This is a genomic window from Aurantiacibacter luteus (assembly GCF_001010945.1).
Classification (GTDB): Bacteria; Pseudomonadota; Alphaproteobacteria; order Sphingomonadales; family Sphingomonadaceae; genus Alteraurantiacibacter; species Alteraurantiacibacter luteus.
On sequence record NZ_LBHB01000001.1, the window covers coordinates 1276313 to 1292769 of the forward strand.

At 63.1% G+C, this 16457-nt stretch carries 10 protein-coding genes; 3 read left to right on the forward strand and 7 right to left on the reverse strand.

The genetic code is table 11. The features are described 5' to 3' along the window. Positions 1-945 precede the first annotated feature (945 nt). From AAW00_RS06180 to AAW00_RS06190, 3 genes are read left to right on the forward strand one after another with little or no spacing between them, the layout of a single operon-like run. Complete coding sequence (locus tag AAW00_RS06180; protein WP_047003594.1) at positions 946-2979, forward strand: beta-galactosidase; 2034 nt, start codon at positions 946-948, stop codon at positions 2977-2979. 2 nt (positions 2980-2981) lie between these two features. Continuing rightward, positions 2982-4091, forward strand: coding sequence for a glycoside hydrolase family 43 protein (locus AAW00_RS06185; RefSeq protein ID WP_047003341.1), 1110 nt, complete (start codon positions 2982-2984; stop codon positions 4089-4091). Positions 4092-4147: 56 nt separating this feature from the next. Further along, entirely contained in the window at positions 4148-6736 is a 2589-nt protein-coding gene (locus AAW00_RS06190) for a glycoside hydrolase family 3 C-terminal domain-containing protein (protein WP_047003342.1), read from the forward strand. Positions 6737-6924: 188 nt separating this feature from the next. Here AAW00_RS06190 and AAW00_RS06195 read toward each other — a convergent pair whose 3' ends face one another. The 7 genes from AAW00_RS06195 to AAW00_RS06225 form a co-directional block, all read right to left on the reverse strand. Beyond that, positions 6925-9903 (reverse strand): TonB-dependent receptor, encoded by a 2979-nt coding sequence (locus tag AAW00_RS06195; RefSeq protein ID WP_241461647.1) that lies wholly within the window; start codon positions 9901-9903, stop codon positions 6925-6927. A gap of 303 nt (positions 9904-10206) precedes the next feature. After that, on the reverse strand, positions 10207-11682 hold the full coding sequence (locus AAW00_RS06200; RefSeq protein ID WP_241461648.1) for a glycoside hydrolase: 1476 nt from the start codon (positions 11680-11682) through the stop codon (positions 10207-10209). Further along, complete coding sequence (locus AAW00_RS06205) at positions 11679-13019, reverse strand: glycoside hydrolase family 27 protein (RefSeq protein WP_047003344.1); 1341 nt, start codon at positions 13017-13019, stop codon at positions 11679-11681. The genes AAW00_RS06200 and AAW00_RS06205 overlap by 4 nt, the downstream gene beginning before the upstream one ends. Then, the gene (locus AAW00_RS06210; RefSeq protein ID WP_047003345.1) at positions 13016-13960 is read right to left on the reverse strand and encodes a Gfo/Idh/MocA family protein; all 945 of its coding nucleotides are present in this window, start codon (positions 13958-13960) and stop codon (positions 13016-13018) included. The genes AAW00_RS06205 and AAW00_RS06210 overlap by 4 nt, the downstream gene beginning before the upstream one ends. Further along, on the reverse strand, positions 13957-14952 hold the full coding sequence (gene araD1, locus AAW00_RS06215) for an AraD1 family protein (protein ID WP_047003346.1): 996 nt from the start codon (positions 14950-14952) through the stop codon (positions 13957-13959). The genes AAW00_RS06210 and araD1 overlap by 4 nt, the downstream gene beginning before the upstream one ends. Then, positions 14949-15581: a 2-dehydro-3-deoxy-6-phosphogalactonate aldolase gene (locus AAW00_RS06220; RefSeq protein ID WP_047003347.1), complete on the reverse strand. Its 633-nt coding sequence runs from the start codon at positions 15579-15581 to the stop codon at positions 14949-14951. The genes araD1 and AAW00_RS06220 overlap by 4 nt, the downstream gene beginning before the upstream one ends. Continuing rightward, complete coding sequence (locus tag AAW00_RS06225) at positions 15569-16456, reverse strand: 2-dehydro-3-deoxygalactonokinase (protein ID WP_156169944.1); 888 nt, start codon at positions 16454-16456, stop codon at positions 15569-15571. The genes AAW00_RS06220 and AAW00_RS06225 overlap by 13 nt, the downstream gene beginning before the upstream one ends. Position 16457: the final 1 nt, after the last annotated feature.

Consider the following 16457-nt stretch of genomic DNA (forward strand, 5'->3'; position numbering starts at 1 on the left):
CGCACGCTCGGCGCGTCGCACAGGATAATTCTGGCCAATAGGCCCCTCACGCGGTGCCAGAAAGACGGACTTTGTGCCGCGTCATCGGGCTTGGTGTACGCAGTTGAGTTCGATCGGACGGACCGCGAAGAGAATCAGCACGCCGATCATGATGCCGAGCGATGACACAGTGTGCATCGGTATCCTTAACGACGCGTCGCGATGGATCGGCGCGCAGGCGTTTGGAATAAGGCCGAGGGCGTAGCGGAAAGTTCAAGCTGTAAGGGTCATCCAATGTTCGCCTAGAAGCGACCACGGTTGATTGTTAGTTGAATGTCAGCTTACCCCACCATCTTCCGAAAGCCCACCGGAGGAATATAACATACAAGCCGCTATATTTGCCATGCACGCCGGTTCAGTAAGCGTCGCTTCTTATTCAGCTGCCAGCGTGTTTCGTGAGCATCAAGCTTCGATCCGACTGGCCGGTAGAGCCCCTTAATTAGATTATTCGTCACGAAAGTCGGCGTGCGCCATAGGGCAAACCGTCGCCAACGGGTCGCAAAAGCGAATAGGCAAAATTTCGCAGAATTTTGTGTGTTCCGGGCTTTCGCGATGGTTTGCCAGCGATCACCGAGGTAAGATTCTGGCGGAGAGGGTGGGATTCGAAAGATGACCTCAAGCTTTTGAAATATTTGTGGCTCTCCACTCTGCGTAATAATTTTACCCCTATTCCTACCCCTAAAATTGAAGGCACCTGCTGTACGACGTCAAAGCGAGGCCACGACCTCTCTTGTGATACCAACCTTGCGTTTGCCGTGACGCTCCGCCCTAGGATCCTTCGTTGACCTTACCATCCCACGCCTTTAGATAAAGTCAGACAATTATGTTGGGAGGTTCAAAGTGCCATCGGGATTCGCAAAGATAGTCGCGCGGTTTGGTCTTCCGATGGCGGTCGCTGGCGTTGTGATGAGCGGCCCTGTCGCTGCACAGGATGGAAGCCGTCTGCCAGACACGATCCTTTACGGTGTCGCCTATTATGACGAGTACACCCCCGTCGATCGCATCGACGAGGACTTTCGCCTCATGCGCGAGGCGAACATTTCTGTTGTCCGTATCGCTGAATCGACTTGGGGCACTCTCGAGCCGCAGCCCGGCGTCTTCGATTTCACCCATGTCGATCGCATGCTGGCCGCGGCGCAGGCCAACGGTATCTCGGTTATCGTCGGCACGCCCACCTATGCCATCCCCACTTGGCTTGCGCGCGAACATCCCGACGTGCTCGTCACGCGTCCGGAGGGGCAGGCGCGCTTCGGCTATCGCCAGAACATGGACATCACCAACCCGCATTACCGCGAGGCGGCCGAACGTGTGATCCGCGCGCTCATTGCCCACGTGGCCGATCATCCCAGCGTTATCGGCTATCAGGTCGACAATGAGACCAAGGCCTACAACACTGCCGGGCCCAACGTGCAAGCAGCCTTCGTCGCGGCGATGCGCGAGCGTTTTACGCTCGACGAGTTGAACGATGCTTGGGGGCTGAACTACTGGAGCAACCGCATCAACAGCTGGGAGGATTTCCCCTCCACCACCGGCACGATGAATGCCAGCGTCGGCAATGCCTTTGCCGCGTTCCAGCGCGATCTGGTGACCGAATTCCTCGCCTGGCAAGCCGGCATCGTGCGCGAATATGCCCGCCCGGACCAATTCGTCACCCAGAACTTCGACCTCGGCTGGCGCGGACATTCCTATGGCGTCCAGCCGGAGGTAAACCACTGGGAGGCGGCCGAGGCGCTTGATGTCGCTGGCGTCGATATCTACCACCCGACGCAGGACGACCTTACTGGGGCCGAGATCGCCTTCGGCGGAGACCTCACCCGCTCGCTTCGCGACGGGCAGAACTACTTCGTCATGGAAACAGAAGCGCAGGGTTTCCCCCAGTGGACGCCCTACCCAGGGCAATTGCGCCTTCAGGCTTTCAGCCACCTCGCCTCGGGCGCCGACATGCTCGCCTATTGGCACTGGGCGACGACGGCCAATGCCGTGGAAACTTATTGGCGCGGGCTGCTTGCGCAGGATTACCAGCCGAATGAACTTTACGAGGCCGCGCAGGGTATCGGCGCCGATATCGCGAGGCTCGGACCCGCGCTGCACGGCATGGAAAAACACAACCAGGTGGCGGTCTACGTCAGTAATGCCTCGCTGAGCGCGATGGACTGGTTCCGCCTGCCCGGCAATAACGGCTACAACGAGGTGATGCGCCCGTTCTACGACGCGCTCTACCGCCAGAACATCGAGGCCGACATCATCTCCCCCGACGGCGAGGCGGACCTGTCGCAGTACCGCATGATCGTGGTGCCCGCGCTCTATGCCGCCAGCGACGAGGAGATCGAGCGGCTCAACGCATACGCGCGCGCCGGCGGGCATCTCGTCTACACCTTCAAGAGCGGCTTCTCCGACGAGAACACGCAGGTCCGATATGCCACGCAGCCCGGCGCGATCGCCGAGGCCGCGGGGGTCACCTACCAGACCTTCACCGAGCCGCAGGAGGTGTCGCTCGACACGCCGCTCTACGATCTGGAGGGTGAGGCGCTGAACGTGCGCTGGTGGATGGAATTCCTCCATCCCACCACGGCCGAAGTGCTTGCCCGCTACAAACACCATTCCTGGCCTGACTATGCCGCGATCACGCGCAACAGTTACGGCGCTGGGGAGGTCACTTACATCGGTTTCATGCCCAGCGACGCGCTGATCGCCGGCCTCTTGGCCGATACGGCACATAGGGCCGGCGTCACTTGGCACGAGGATGCCGACTGGCCATTGATTGTGCGCGAGGGCACGCTGAGAGACGGTAGCCGGGTGCGCTATTTGCTCAACTACTCGCGCGACGCGATTGCCGTCCCGGCAGACCTTCGCGGCGGAACCAGCCTGCTTTCCCAAGCCGACTTCCAGAACACCGATCTGGCGCCGTGGGGCGTCGCCATCATGCGCATAGAGGACTGACCATGCGCGCGCCGTTTTCCGCCTTGGCTGCGGCGGCACATCTTGCGGGCTGCGCTACCCTCCCCGCCGAGCCCCCAAACGGCGAGCCGCGACTGCAGATCGTGGAGACGGTCAGCCCGACGGCAGCCGTGCGGCGCGAAGCGAGTGGCGAGCGCTCGGCCTACCTGATGAGCTATTTCAAGGACGCGACGCATTCGCTCTATTTTGCCACGTCGCGGGACGGCTACATCTGGGCCGACATCAATAGCGGCGAACCCATCCTCTCCGGCTACGACATCGCCGACCAGCACGGCATCCGCGATCCGCACATCATTCGCGGAGCGGACGGCGCCTTCTATCTGACGATGACCGACCTCCACATCTTCGGCCAGCGCGAGGGTTATCGCGATACCGAATGGGAGCGGCCGGGCGACCAGTATGGCTGGGGCAACAATCGCAACCTCGTCTTCATGAAATCCTACGACCTCGTACATTGGACCCATGCGCTGGTTCCCGTGTCGGAACTGTTCCCGCGCTACGCCAACGCCGGCAACATGTGGGCGCCGCAGAGCATCATGGACCCGGACAACGGACGGATGATGGTCTACTTCACCACGCGCGATGGGGCGAGCCCAAACTACATGGTCTCGTCCTACGCCAACGAGGCATTCGATACCCTGGCGACCGAGCCGCAGCAGATCCTCAACTATCCGGATCCCAGCGTAAATACGATCGACGCGGACATCACCCGCGTGGGCGATACCTGGCATATGTTCTATGTCGCGCACGACGCGCCCGGGAACATCCGCGAGGCTCACTCGCAGTCGATCAACTCGGGCTACGTCACGGATCGCCAGAAGGTCGATCCGGAGGAGCGCGCCGCCGAGGCGCCAAATCTCTGGCGACGGTACGGCACCGACACCTACGTGCTGATGTACGACGTATTCGGCGTGGATCCGCACAACATGGGCTTTGCTGAAACCACCGACTTCGAGCACTTCACCAACCTCGGCCGCTTCAACGAGCCCGGATCGCCGATGCGGACGACCAACTTTTCCTCTCCCAAGCACGGATCGGTCATGCCCATCACCCTCGCCGAGGCCGAGCGCGTCGAGCGCTGGTTCGCACGCTGAAGCCGGAACCTGCCATGACCCGATCCCCGTTCCGAGCCGCCCTACTCGCCACTGCCATGCTGGTTCCTGTTGCGGCGCACGCGCAGGTCTATGCCGATCCGGATGCGTCCATCGAGGAACGTGCCGCGGACTACGTCGCGCGCATGACGCTCGAGGAAAAGGCGCGGCAGATGCAAAACAGCGCACCCGCCATCCCCCGGCTCGACCTGCCGGCCTACGACTGGTGGAACGAGGGCCTGCACGGCCTCGCACGCGCCGGCGAGGCGACGGTATTTCCGCAGGCGATCGGCATGGCCGCGACCTGGGACCGCGAGCTGCTCCATGCCGAGGGGCGCGTCATCGGTACCGAGGCGCGCGCACGCTACAATCAGGCTCAGCGCGAGGGCAACACGGACCGGTACTTCGGTCTCACCATCTGGTCACCCAACATCAACATCTTCCGCGATCCGCGCTGGGGGCGCGGGCAGGAGACGCTGGGCGAAGACCCGTATCTCACCGGCGTGCTCGCGACGGCATTCGTACAAGGAATGCAGGGAGACGATCCCGATTACCGCCTCGCCATCGCCACACCCAAGCATTTCGCGGTCCACTCCGGCCCGGAACCGCTGCGCCACGAATTCGACGTCGATGTCGATCCGCAGGATCTCGCCGAGACCTATCTTCCCGCCTTCCGCCGCACCATGATCGAGGGCGACGCGGACTCACTGATGTGCGCCTACAACGCGGTCGATGGCGTTCCGGCCTGCGGCAGCAGTTTCCTGATGCAGGACATTCTGCGGGATGCCTGGGGATTCGACGGTTTCGTCACCTCCGACTGCGGCGCGATCGAGGATTTCGTCAGCGGCCATCGCACCCACGAAGATCACGCCGCCGCGTCCGCCGCCTCGATCATCGCCGGCACTGATACCGGCTGCAACTTCCGCAACGAGTACTGGGCCATACCCGAGGCGGTCGAGCGCGGCCTGATCAGCGAAGAGCGTGTCGACGTGGCGATGCGGCGACTGATGGAAGCCCGATTGCGACTGGGGATGCTCGATCCGGCTGAGCGCGTGCCTTACGCTCAGATACCGATCACCGAGAACCACAGCGCTGCTCATGCCGAGGTGGCGCTTCGGGCGGCGCGAGAATCCATCGTGCTGCTGGCAAACGACGGCATCCTGCCTCTGGCCGCCGACGGCAGGCGCTTGCTGGTAGTCGGTCCGGCCGCCGTTTCGCGCGAGGCGCTGAACGGCAATTACAAGGGTACGCCCGTCGGCCAGGCCCTCCCGCTCGATGGCATCATCGCAGCCTTCGGAGCCGGGAACGTCAGCTTCGCGCAGGGCTCGCCGTTCGTTGAGGAAGTTGGCCTGACAGTGCCACGCACCGTGTTCGGGCCCGCGGGCGTGCAGGCACGCTTCTGGAACGGTAACGGCTTTGCCGGCCCCGTGACCGCCACGACCACGCAGGCAGAGATCGACAACGACTGGAACGGCGTTGCGCCTGCACCCGGCGTCCAGCGCGAAGCCTTCAGCGCAGAGTTCACCGGCACGATCACCGTTCCCGCAGACGGCGAATACGTGTTCGCCGTCGGCGACCGGAAATGCGATTTTTCCGACGATCACCAGAGCTACATACTCGCCATTGAAGGCTTCGAGACGCGGCGAGCCTGGGCGAGCTGCGGACAGGGCGTGCCGCTCTCGACAGAGCCGGTTTTCATGCGCGCTGGCGAGGCACACGCTTTCAGCCTTGCCTTTACCCATCGCTCGCCACGCTTGGGTGCCGGGCTGACGCTGACCTGGCGCCCACCGGCTGCCGCCCTGCTCGCCGAAGCGCGCGACGCCGCGCGCGATGCCGACGTGATCGTCGCGCTCGTCGGCCTGACCGCCGGGCTCGAGGGCGAGGAGATGCGTGTCGACGCCGAGGGCTTTCAGGGTGGCGACCGCTCCGACATCGCCCTCCCTGCCGTGCAGCGCGAGCTGCTCGAGGCGATGGAGGCCAGCGGCAAGCCGCTCATCATCGTCGGCCTGACCGGCTCGGCCGTCGCCTACGGGCAGGCGGGTGAGGATGCCGCCGCCTTGCTCCACGCATGGTATGGCGGCGAGGCGGGCGGACAGGCGATCGGCGAGGTGCTGGCAGGCACCGTCAACCCCTCAGGTCGCCTCCCGGTCACCTTTTACCGTGGCCTCGACGACCTGCCGGCTTTCGACGACTACGCCATGGATGGCCGCACCTATCGCTACTACACGGGGGCGCCGGAATTCGCGTTCGGCCATGGCCTTAGCTACACCAGCTTCGCCTATTCCAACCTTGTGCTCCCTAGCGAGACCAGGGCGGGCGAGCGCATGGATGTGTCGGTCGCGGTGACCAACACCGGCGCGCGCGCCGGCGACGAGGTCGTGCAGCTCTATCTCGAGCCGCTCGATCGGCCCGATCTCCCGCGTCGCTCGCTCAAGGGTTTTGCGCGCTTAGCGCTCGAGCCCGGAGAAAGCGGCATAGTCGGCTTTTCCCTCGTTCCGCGCGACTTGGCTTTTGCCGATGCCGCGGGCGCGATGCGTGTTCAGCCAGGACGGTATCGCCTGTGGGTTGGCGGTGGACAGGACGGCACCAGCGCACCCGGCTTGGCGGGCACGTTCACCATCACGGGTGAAGCTTCGCTACCCCGCTGACCCCGCCCTTCCGGCACCACACATTGCCGGAACATCAGCAGTGCCTCCCCTGGCATGAGCAAGCATGCGCGCGCATCGGATACAGCCTATTGCTCTAGGCACAAAAAAACCCGGCCGGTTTCTGGAGAAACCGACCGGGTAATTCTAGCGACCTTAGGGAGGAGAGATGGCCGCAGTCTGGTGTCGTGTCACTCGCCGAAGCGGAAGCGCAGGCCGGCGCCGAAGTACCGGCCCTCGTCACGCACGTCGATCGGGAAGGTCGCCTGTGAGGTATAGCCGACGAAGTTTCGGAACGGCCGCGCCAGGATGTTGGCGACGTCCGCGAATACGGTGAAGTTCGGCGTGATGTCGTAGCTGAAGTTCGCATCGAGGCGGTCGCGGGCCAGCGTACCGTTGCCAGTGTACTGGAAGCCGTTGTCCGGATCGGTGTTGTAACCGTTCACCCAGTCCGACCGACGGTTATACGACAGGCGAGTGGTGATACCGTTGGCTTCGTAGAAAAGCGCCAAGTTGTAGGTCCACTCCGAGAGACCCGGGATGCGAACGTACTCTCCTTCGCCCTCAAAGACATCCGTTTCCGGGTTGTATCCGTTCGGGAGCCGGGTCTCGCCCTTCAGGTAGGTAACGTTGGCCGACACGCCGAATCCGCTGAAGGCATCGGGCAGGAAATCGTCGAGGAAGGTCTGGAAATTGACCTCAAAGCCCTCGATCCAGGAGTCAGCCGCATTTATCGGGCTGCTGAGTTGCAGGGTGCCATAGACCGGATCGTTCCTGAACCGAGTCACGCCGGTGGTGAAGCCGTAGATATCGCGGTAAAACGCCGCCACGCTCGCAAATCCCGTGCGCGAGAAATAGTATTCCAGGCTCACGTCGTAGTTGTTCGAGGTGAAGGGCTGAAGCTCCGGATTACCCTGCGACCCGGTATAATCCGGGTAGGTTCGCCCGGGGATACGGCAACTCGTCGTGTCGGTCGGATCGTAGTTCGGATCCGTCGATTCGAGGCAAGGCTGATAGATTACCGGGCGGATCTGGAGCGCGGGATTGAGCGCCCCGAAATCAGGCTTCGTGCGGGTCTGGGTGTATCCCAAGCGCAGTTGCAACTTATCGGTGAAGCGCGCACGAAGACTGATGTTGGGAAGCCAGTCGGTGTAATTCTGGTACTCGGTCCGCGGCGTCAGCGTTTCGTCGCAGGAGTCGTCCGTCGGATTGTTCGGCGTCCCGCCATCGTTAAGCAGGCACACGGTAGAGATACCAAAGGTGCTCCCGTCGGTGATGACGGCCCGGAGACCTGCGATACCGTCTACGCGCACCGCCCCAACGTCGAAATTCCAATGGGTCTGAAGGTAGGCAGCGTACGTATTTTCGTCACCCATCCAACCTGATGTCTCGGGAATCTGGATGTTCTCGGTCGAGAAATCCTCGATGAGACTGCTATAATAACCATTACCGGGGAACCGGGCCAACAGGTCCTGGGAGGTCTGCAGCGTGAATTGACGCAGGGCCTCCCGGTTATCATAAATCCCGCTCCGCGGTACGGACAGATAGGAGTTGAATCCTACGTTATTACGGAACGGATTGATCGTTGGTGTCAACCCGCCAATGGGCAGGTCGGCCAGCGGGATACGTGCTTCCGATACATCGGCGTAACGGAACCCGTTTTCGGTGAGCTCGCTGTGGCGCGTGGTTGCCCGAACGCCGAACTTGAGCCGCGGGAAATTGTCCCAGGGCGTATCCCAGCTCGCATCGGCACGGGCTTGCAGGCCGTCGCCACTCACGTCGTAACGGGCTTCGTAATAGCCGCGGAAAATGTATCCGGCCGGATCGAACGGGTCCCAGTCGGGGAAATTGAAATCGACACCGCCGTTGGAATCGAAGGATGCATTCACGGTGCGAGCGCCGACCGTGCGGAAGTCGAGGCTGTAGTTGTCCCGCTGATAGCGACTCCAGCTATAGGCGACGTCGGCCGAAAGCGTCAGCGTATCGGTCGCATCCCAAATCGCGCCAGCAGCGACCTGATAGGTGTTCGTTTCGTCCTGCGTGGTATTGCGATAGCCCTGCGGATCGGAGCCGGACATCTTGGTCAGCGAGGCTGCCTGCGGCACTGTCGGATTGTCGCGATAAGGCGGGTCGTAGCCATCGAGAATGATCTGATCGTACGACTGGCCGTCAAGCAGGACTACGTTGCTGAATACCGCCGGGGTCGAGTTGGGGCCCCAAGGCTCGAGCGGCACGTCGAAGTTATCAGCGAAGCCGCGTCCGCGGTAGCCTTGATAGACGCCCTCGACATAGAACTGCAGATCGTCGCTGGGTGCATACTGCGCAGCGAAATTGGCCGAGGGGCGGATGCGCTTGCCGCCGTCATTGTAGAGGCCGATGTTATTGGGGAAGAAGAACAGACCGTTCGGAAAGTCCGGCTGGTTGCGAACGTTCTGGCCCTGCGTCTCGATATCCGACCAGTAGGAGTTCTGAATGAAGCTCGAGTTGTAGCGAGCGCCGTTGTAGTACTGCTGCTGCGCATAGGTGAAGTTGGCGAGGAAGCCGAACTCGCCGTCGCCCACGTCCCAACGATCGGAGAACAGGATGTTGCCATCGCCGTCGATCTTCTCGCTCTGGTCGTTGTAGGTGCCGTGGATGCCGCCGGCGATGACCTGGTCGGTGAAGTCGAACGGGCGCCGGGTGCGCACGTTGACCAAGCCCGCCAAGCCCGGCTCGATAATGTCGGCGGTGCCCGACTTGTAGACTTCGATCCCCGCCAGTGCCTGCGCCGGGAAATCCTGAAGCTGCACGCGGCGAAGTTCGGCTGTGAAGATTTCGCGGCCGTTGTAAGACGTGGCGACGTCGGGCAGGCCGCGGATGAGGATGCCGCTCGCCTCGTCGCTAAAGCGGTTGACCTGCACACCGGCGATACGGGCGATGGTTTCGGCTGCGGTGTTATCGGGCAGCTTGCCGATGTCCTCGGCGACGATCACGTCCATGATCGAATCGGATTCCCGCTTGATGCCCTGCGCTGATTCCAGACTGGCGCGGATGCCGGACACATAGATAGTCTCACCCGGGTTGGCATCCGCCTCCTCAGGCGCCTCTGGCGAGGCATCTTCTTGCGCCTCGACGGCGGGATCGTCCTGATCGGTATCCTGGGCGTAGGCGGATTGGGCGGCCAGCATCATGGGCACGGCAGCGACGGACGATAGCAACGAAAGACGGCGCATTTCAGGATCTCCCAACCCCATGTCAGTTATGACACTTTTGCTAAATCACATTTGTCTGACTTACAAGCATGAAATGGTGCCGCTATCTCGACCGTTCAAAAAAAGTGCAAGGGAATCAACGAAGCCGACTGCATTCCTAGTCAGACAACAAGTGATTTTCTCCTTTTATACGTTGCAAAAGAGCGACAGGGCCTCGTCAAATTGCACGCCAAACGCACGAATCGCTGACACGGCAGATGCAATAATGTGCAATTTGTCCAACTAATGCGCCGGTGCGGTGCAAGGCCTGTCGCCTGTATCGAGCGTCAGGACTAAGGTCGAGATTGAGCGAGGAGGAAGCTCGCTGTCAAAATTGCATTGGGCGGTATGCATTGCGTCGGTGACGATCAAGTCGCGGTGCCAGCCTTGCGGTGTGACGAACGGTCGCGCCTCGTCGTCGGAATTGACATGCACCATGACAATTTGCCGTCCATCGGGCGAGATTGCTGCAACGCTGTCTTGATTTTCGATTGGCAACAGTTCGAAGCCCGGTCGAATAAACCGGCTGAACTGTGCCATTGCCCAGTACTTGCGCGTTATATGGATTGCGTGCGGGCCCTCTGGACCGCTCCTGAGGTCTGCCTTGAGCAATCCCCAATTCGAACCCCGCCGTCCGTCGCGTGCGCTGATATCCTCGACGGCCTGCCAGAACACCCAGGCCGAGGGTTCCAGCCGCCGCAGATCGCCGATAACGTGTTCAGCGAAATAGAGCGCGGAAGTCATGCCCTCGAAATTCTCGGGATCGCCCGGCTGCGGCGCATCGACCTCACTCATCCACAGGCGTATCCCCGCGGCTCGGGCAATATCGCGAACCGCCACTTGGCCGGTGTTCCCATAGCTGTGAACATTGAGCTGGCCGATCCGCTCGCGGGTGGACTGGGGATAGCCTTCCCAGTCGCTCACGAAAAGTTCGGAATTGGTTTCGTCCGGTCCGGACACGACCGTTTCGAGTCCGTGCCGCTGCAGCGCCGCGAAGGTCGCATCGAACATGGCCGCCTGCCGTGCCGGGCTCCAGTGCGAGCCTTCCTGGCGATTGCCGGCATACCAGTAGTCCGTGCCGGGCTCGTTCACCGGCGACAACGTGCGGAAGGCTATGGCGTGACGCTTTTGAAGCTCGGCGGTGACGCGCACGAGATACTCGGCGAACTCGTCCTCCATACCCTCCCGCAGATTGTCCTGCAGCCGCCGCGGCGCGCCTGACACCTCTCCGGACACCGTCATGAACCACGGCGGCGAGTTGGAGAATGCCTCGAAGATCGGTGCCTCGACCCGCCTCGCGATGGCATCCAGCCACCAGCGCTGGTTGGCGTCGGCTGACCAGTCCCACATCCGCTGATCGTCGGGTCGCCACCAGTCGCGGCCATGTGCACCTTCTGGTTGGCGCCAGAAGCCGGGAACGTTAGCGCCCGGCTGCGTCAGCGGCATGGCGCCCGGCCGCGCCCCGCCACCGATATTGTAGCGCGCGATGGACCAGCGCAGTCCCTCATCGCCGTAAAGCAGGTCGGCGATGCGCTCCCGCTCCGCATCGGGCCAGCCGCCCGTGATATTGGCGAACCAGGCGAGCGCCGTCCCCCAGCCCTCAAACTCTGTCCGGGGGCCGTCGAGATCGGGCTGCAGAACGACCTCGCGCGGACGTTCTTGCGCCATCGCCGGCTCGGCTGCGCCGAGCAGCAGCGCGATTGCAGCAAGAACCCTCACGACAGCTTGTAGAGCCCCGCACCATGCGAGGGGATGGTGCGCTCGAATCGCCTAGTTGCCGAGCCGTCGGCCTGTCGCGTCCAGAGATCGCGGACCGGGCGCGTTCCGCCCAGACCAAGCACCGCCAGATCGATCCCGACGCTGGCCGGGTGATCCTGTGGATTGAACAGCGCAACATATGTGCCTCCGTCGGCAGCCCGCGCCGACCAGATATGCACGAAATCCTGCACGAAATGCGGTTGGTTGAGCCGCGACGACTGGTTGACTGCCAAGACCTCGGGATTGGTCAGCAGCGCCTTGGTCGGCGCATCGAGATAGCGCAGGTCCCCGCCCATGATCAGCGGAGAGCGGGCGATCGACCACAGCGTCATCAGCGTGCGCTGTTCGTCGGGCGTGAAATTGGTGTCGCGGTCGCCGAGAGCCAGCCGGCCGAGCGGCAGCATGTCGGCATCGGGCCAACCGCCCTCGCCCATGAACGGGTTCCAGTTGGCGAGCCGGGTGAACTGTGCGTCCAGCATCCGCCAGTCGTCCCAGAAATCGTCCGAAATCCGCCACATCTGCGAATGGGTCCCAGCATGGTGACCACGATATACCGGCGTCTCGCCGGGCGACATCGAGAGAACCATCGGCCTGCCGGAATTGTCCATCGCCCGGCGGATCGCCTCGATCTCGGGCACATGGTCGTCGTAGGGCCGCGAGAGGTCGTCGACCTTGACGAAGTCTACTTTCCATTCCGCCATCAGCACGAAGACGCTGTCGTAATAGGCCTGCGCGCCGGGCTTCGTCATGTCGACCCCGTACATGTCGGGATTCCACGAACAGGTGCTGGAGCGATCGGCGATCGCGCCGGCGGTGGTATTCGTGCCCAGCACCGGCAAGTCGTGCTCGACCGCGAGGCGCGGGATGCCGCGCATCAGGTGGACGGCGAACTTCAGGCCAAGGGCATTTACCCGCTCGGCCAGCGGCAGGAAGCCCGCTCCGTTCACGGAAGACGGGAAGCGGTTCGGCGCTGGCAACAACCTGCCGTAGCCGTCCATCGTCGGCACCGGGGAGCTGTCGTATTCGTAGCTCGAGGCATTGGGCTCGTACCACTGGATATCGACGGTGAAGATATCATAGCCCGACGGCAGCAGTTCGCGCGCCATGATGGTCGCCTGCTCGAGCGCCTGCTCCTCGGTGATGGTGGTGGCGAAGCTGTTCCAGCTGTTCCAGCCCATTGGGGGCGTCGGCGCGAGCGCCCTGCCCCCGCCGTCCGTAAGCTGGGCAACGCGCGTCATGGCCGGCGTCGCCGCAAGCGCAGCCGAGCCGCCAAGCATCGAGCGCCTGGTGATCCTCATTCGATGAAATCCTCGACCATCGTGATGCGCCCACACAGGAAGGCGTCGGCGACCAGCCTCAGCGGACTGACATCGACGTCCGAAACGCTCGCCCACACGAGCGCGGCGAAGCGCTTGTAAAGACCGGGATATTCGCCCTCCATGGCGTTCTCCTCAGATCGGTTCTCGACCCCGGCGATCGAAAGCTTGGCGCCGCCGTGGCTCAGCGACAGCGTGCCCGCATCGGTTTCGACATCGATGTCCCAATGCTGCGGGCCCTCCTGCCGGAAATCGAGATCCATCTCGACCGGCACGCCCTTGCGATCGCGCATCGAGACCTCGGCCGCGATGGGCGCCGCCTGATTACCTGGGAAGAAGAGCTGCGACTTGGTGACGAAGAGCGGTTCGGGCAGGATGCGCGTGATGATGGACAGCGCGTTGATTCCCGGGTCGAACACGCCAAATCCGCCGGGTTGCCAGATCCATTCTTGCCCCGGATGCCAGACGCGCACGTCCTCGCGCCAGGTTATCTTTGCCCTGCGGATTTCACGCCCCCTGAGCCAGGCCCGAGCAGGTTCGACCATCGCCGCGTAGCGCGAATGCCAAGTGGCAAACAAAGTCACACCTGCCGCCTTCGCCGCGTCGCGCAAAGCGATCACCTCGGCGAGCGTCGCGCCGGGCGGCTTTTCCAACATGGTGTGCCAGCCCTGTTCGATGGCGAACTGTGCTATATCGTGGCGCACCTGCGGCGGAGTGCAGATCGAGACGGCGTCGATCCCGATACCGCTGTCGGCCAGTTCCTCGATGCTGCGCACGCACTGCACGCCGTCGACGCTCGGCTTGCCGTCACGACTGACGGTCGCGACAAGCTCGAACTTTTGCGTTCCGGCGATGGAAGGCAGGTGCTGGTCGCAGGCGATCTTGCCCATGCCGATCACGGCGAGCCTGATGGGCTTTGTCATAGCGTGCGGACTTTCCATTGCTCGGCCTCGGCCAGTTGCAGCCGGTTCCGCAGCGGCAGGGCGAAACCCTCGGCCGATATCTCGAAAACATCGCCATCGCGGGTGGTGAAGTGATCTGCGAACGAGAGGGTGGCCGTTCCGAAGAAATGGACGTGGACATCTCCGGGCCGGCGGAACTGTGCGTATTTGAAATGATGCGCTTCGAGGTTCGCGAGGTGGTGCGACATGTTGTCCTCGCCGGTTAGGAAAGGCTTTTCCCAGGCAACCTTGCCGTCACGAAGGATGCGGCTCGTTCCGCGCAGGTCGCCGGGCGGATCGCCAAGCAGCAGTTCAGCCCCCAGCGCCGCGGGCCGCAGCTTGGAATGGGCGAGCCAGAGATAGTTGTGACGCTCGGTCACGTGGTCGCTGAACTCGTTGGCCAGCGCGACGCCGAGCCGCCATGGCGTGCCGTCGGGTCCGATGAGATAGATGCCGGCAAGTTCTGGTTCCTCGCCGCCATCCCTGGCAAAGGCAGGAGACACGAGCGGATCGCTCGGCCCGACCAGTCCTTGACCGTCGCCCTTGTAGAACCACTCAGGTTGCTGCCCAGTAGCGCCATTCGCGGGTTTCCCGCCTTCGACGCCTTCGAGGAACATCTTCATGGAATCGGTCTGGTTATCGCTCTCCGCCATCTCGCGGTGCATAAGGTCGCGCCCCTCGGCCGAGCCCATGTGGGTGAGCCCCGTGCCGGCAAGCATCATGCGCGCCGGATCCGAGTGGTCGATGGCCGAAAGTAGACGTCCCGCGTCGAATTCCGCGTCGAGATCGACCGCCTCGCCCGAGCGCGCACTTTCCGCAGCCGTAAGCAGCGAGATGCCCCTGTCGATGGCTTCACCAGCGAGTTCGATCACCGTGGCAGGACCGGCGAGAAAATGCGCTCCCTCGTCGTCGGCGATGATCACGCGCCGGGAGCCGTCGTCGGCTCGGTGCTGGAGCAGTCGGGATTGGGTCATATCAGGTCTTTCATCGTGGCCACCATCGCCGCTGCGTCGCGCGCGACGTCCTGCGCGGTCTTGCCCGGCCGGTAGAGATTGGAGCCCAGGCCGAAACCGTCGGCCCCGGCATCGCACCAGCAAGCCATGTTGCCCGCATCAATTCCGCCGACCGCGAGCACGCGCGTATCCTTGGGCAGCACCGCGCGGTGGGCCTTCAGCATGGCTGGCGATGCGCCGTCGGCAGGAAAGAGCTTGAGCGCGGTCGCACCCGCATCGAGCGCGGCAAAGGCCTCCGTCGGAGTGAAATATCCCGGAAGCGCCGCCATCCCGCGACTTGCCGCCTCGGAGATGACCGCGGGATTGGTGTTGGGCGAAATGCACAAGGTGCCGCCCGCGTCGGCCAAGCGGGAAACATCCTGAGTCGACAAGACCGTACCCGCCCCGACGACCGCCCGCCCTTCGAGCCCGCGCGCGAGCGCGGCGATGCTGTCGAGCGGCGAGGGAGAGTTGAGCGGCACCTCAACCAGTGTGAAGCCCGCGTCAACTAGCGCCTCGCCAATGGCGGGTGCCTCCATAGGTGTCAGCCCGCGCAGGATGGCAACGAGCGGGCAGCGGGCAAATGCCTGGTCGAAGGTCAGGCCGGACATACGATCGATTCCTGCAAGGCGTGAATACCGGCGAGAAAAGCGATCGAAGAATCGATAGCCACGACCGTGGCGCCTGCATGCTCGATCGCGGTGCGGTAGAGGTCGGCAAGGTTTCCGGCGCTGAGCAGGTAGATGGTGCGCCCGGCAAGGTCGCCCTGCCCGCGCACGTCCGCCCCGATCAGCAACCCGCTGCACCAAGCCGCCGCATCCTCACGTGCCAGCCTACCGAGCAGCACCCGAGCCCGCGTTCCGAAAAGCGCGCCCAAAGCGTCACCGCCTTCGAGCCCCTGCTGCAATCCGGCGGCGAACGCCGGCCCGGCGGCAACAGGGCCGCCCAGCATTTCGGAAAGGATCGAGCGGCCCCGCAGAAGAGCGAACAGTTCGCCCGTCATGGCGGTCGAGAACCGGGCGATCTTCCCGTCTTCCAGCGCGATCCACTTGCAATGAGTGCCGGGTTGGCAAAACAGGGCCGTGTCGGACGCGAGCCCGGCTGCGACGGCACCGAGCACCTGCACCTCCTCGCCGCGCATGACATCTGCTGCGCGCTCGTCCAAATGAGAAACGCCGGGGACAATACTGACGCCGGGCGCTGGATGAGCGCAGGCGGCGGCAACATCGGCCAGCGAAGCAGGCGTTGCGACATACGGCACCTCCACCCAGCCACGGCTGGAGCCGACCATGCCCGCCGCGATAAGGGGGAGGTCTCCATGGGCCTCACGCATGGCCTGAATCTCGCCGGGAATGTCTAAAGCGTCGATAGCTAGGACACCGCGATCGTCGGACGTGCTATCAACGCACTCGCCATCCGCACGCATTCGGTAGATGCGGCGGTTGGTCGTGCCCCAGTCGATGGCGAGATATTCGCCCCCAGCCACT

Bases quoted from the DNA above. Each gene is read 5' to 3' on its own strand.
- AAW00_RS06185 (WP_047003341.1), top strand. From the start codon at position 2,982: ATGCGCGCGCCGTTTTCCGCCTTGGCTGCGGCGGCACATCTTGCGGGC.
- AAW00_RS06205 (WP_047003344.1), bottom strand. From the start codon at position 13,019: ATGAGGATCACCAGGCGCTCGATGCTTGGCGGCTCGGCTGCGCTTGCG.
- AAW00_RS06190 (WP_047003342.1), top strand. From the start codon at position 4,148: ATGCTGGTTCCTGTTGCGGCGCACGCGCAGGTCTATGCCGATCCGGAT.
- AAW00_RS06195 (WP_241461647.1), bottom strand. From the start codon at position 9,903: ATGATGCTGGCCGCCCAATCCGCCTACGCCCAGGATACCGATCAGGAC.
- AAW00_RS06180 (WP_047003594.1), top strand. From the start codon at position 946: ATGAGCGGCCCTGTCGCTGCACAGGATGGAAGCCGTCTGCCAGACACG.
- AAW00_RS06210 (WP_047003345.1), bottom strand. From the start codon at position 13,960: ATGACAAAGCCCATCAGGCTCGCCGTGATCGGCATGGGCAAGATCGCC.
- AAW00_RS06220 (WP_047003347.1), bottom strand. From the start codon at position 15,581: ATGTCCGGCCTGACCTTCGACCAGGCATTTGCCCGCTGCCCGCTCGTT.
- araD1 (WP_047003346.1), bottom strand. From the start codon at position 14,952: ATGACCCAATCCCGACTGCTCCAGCACCGAGCCGACGACGGCTCCCGG.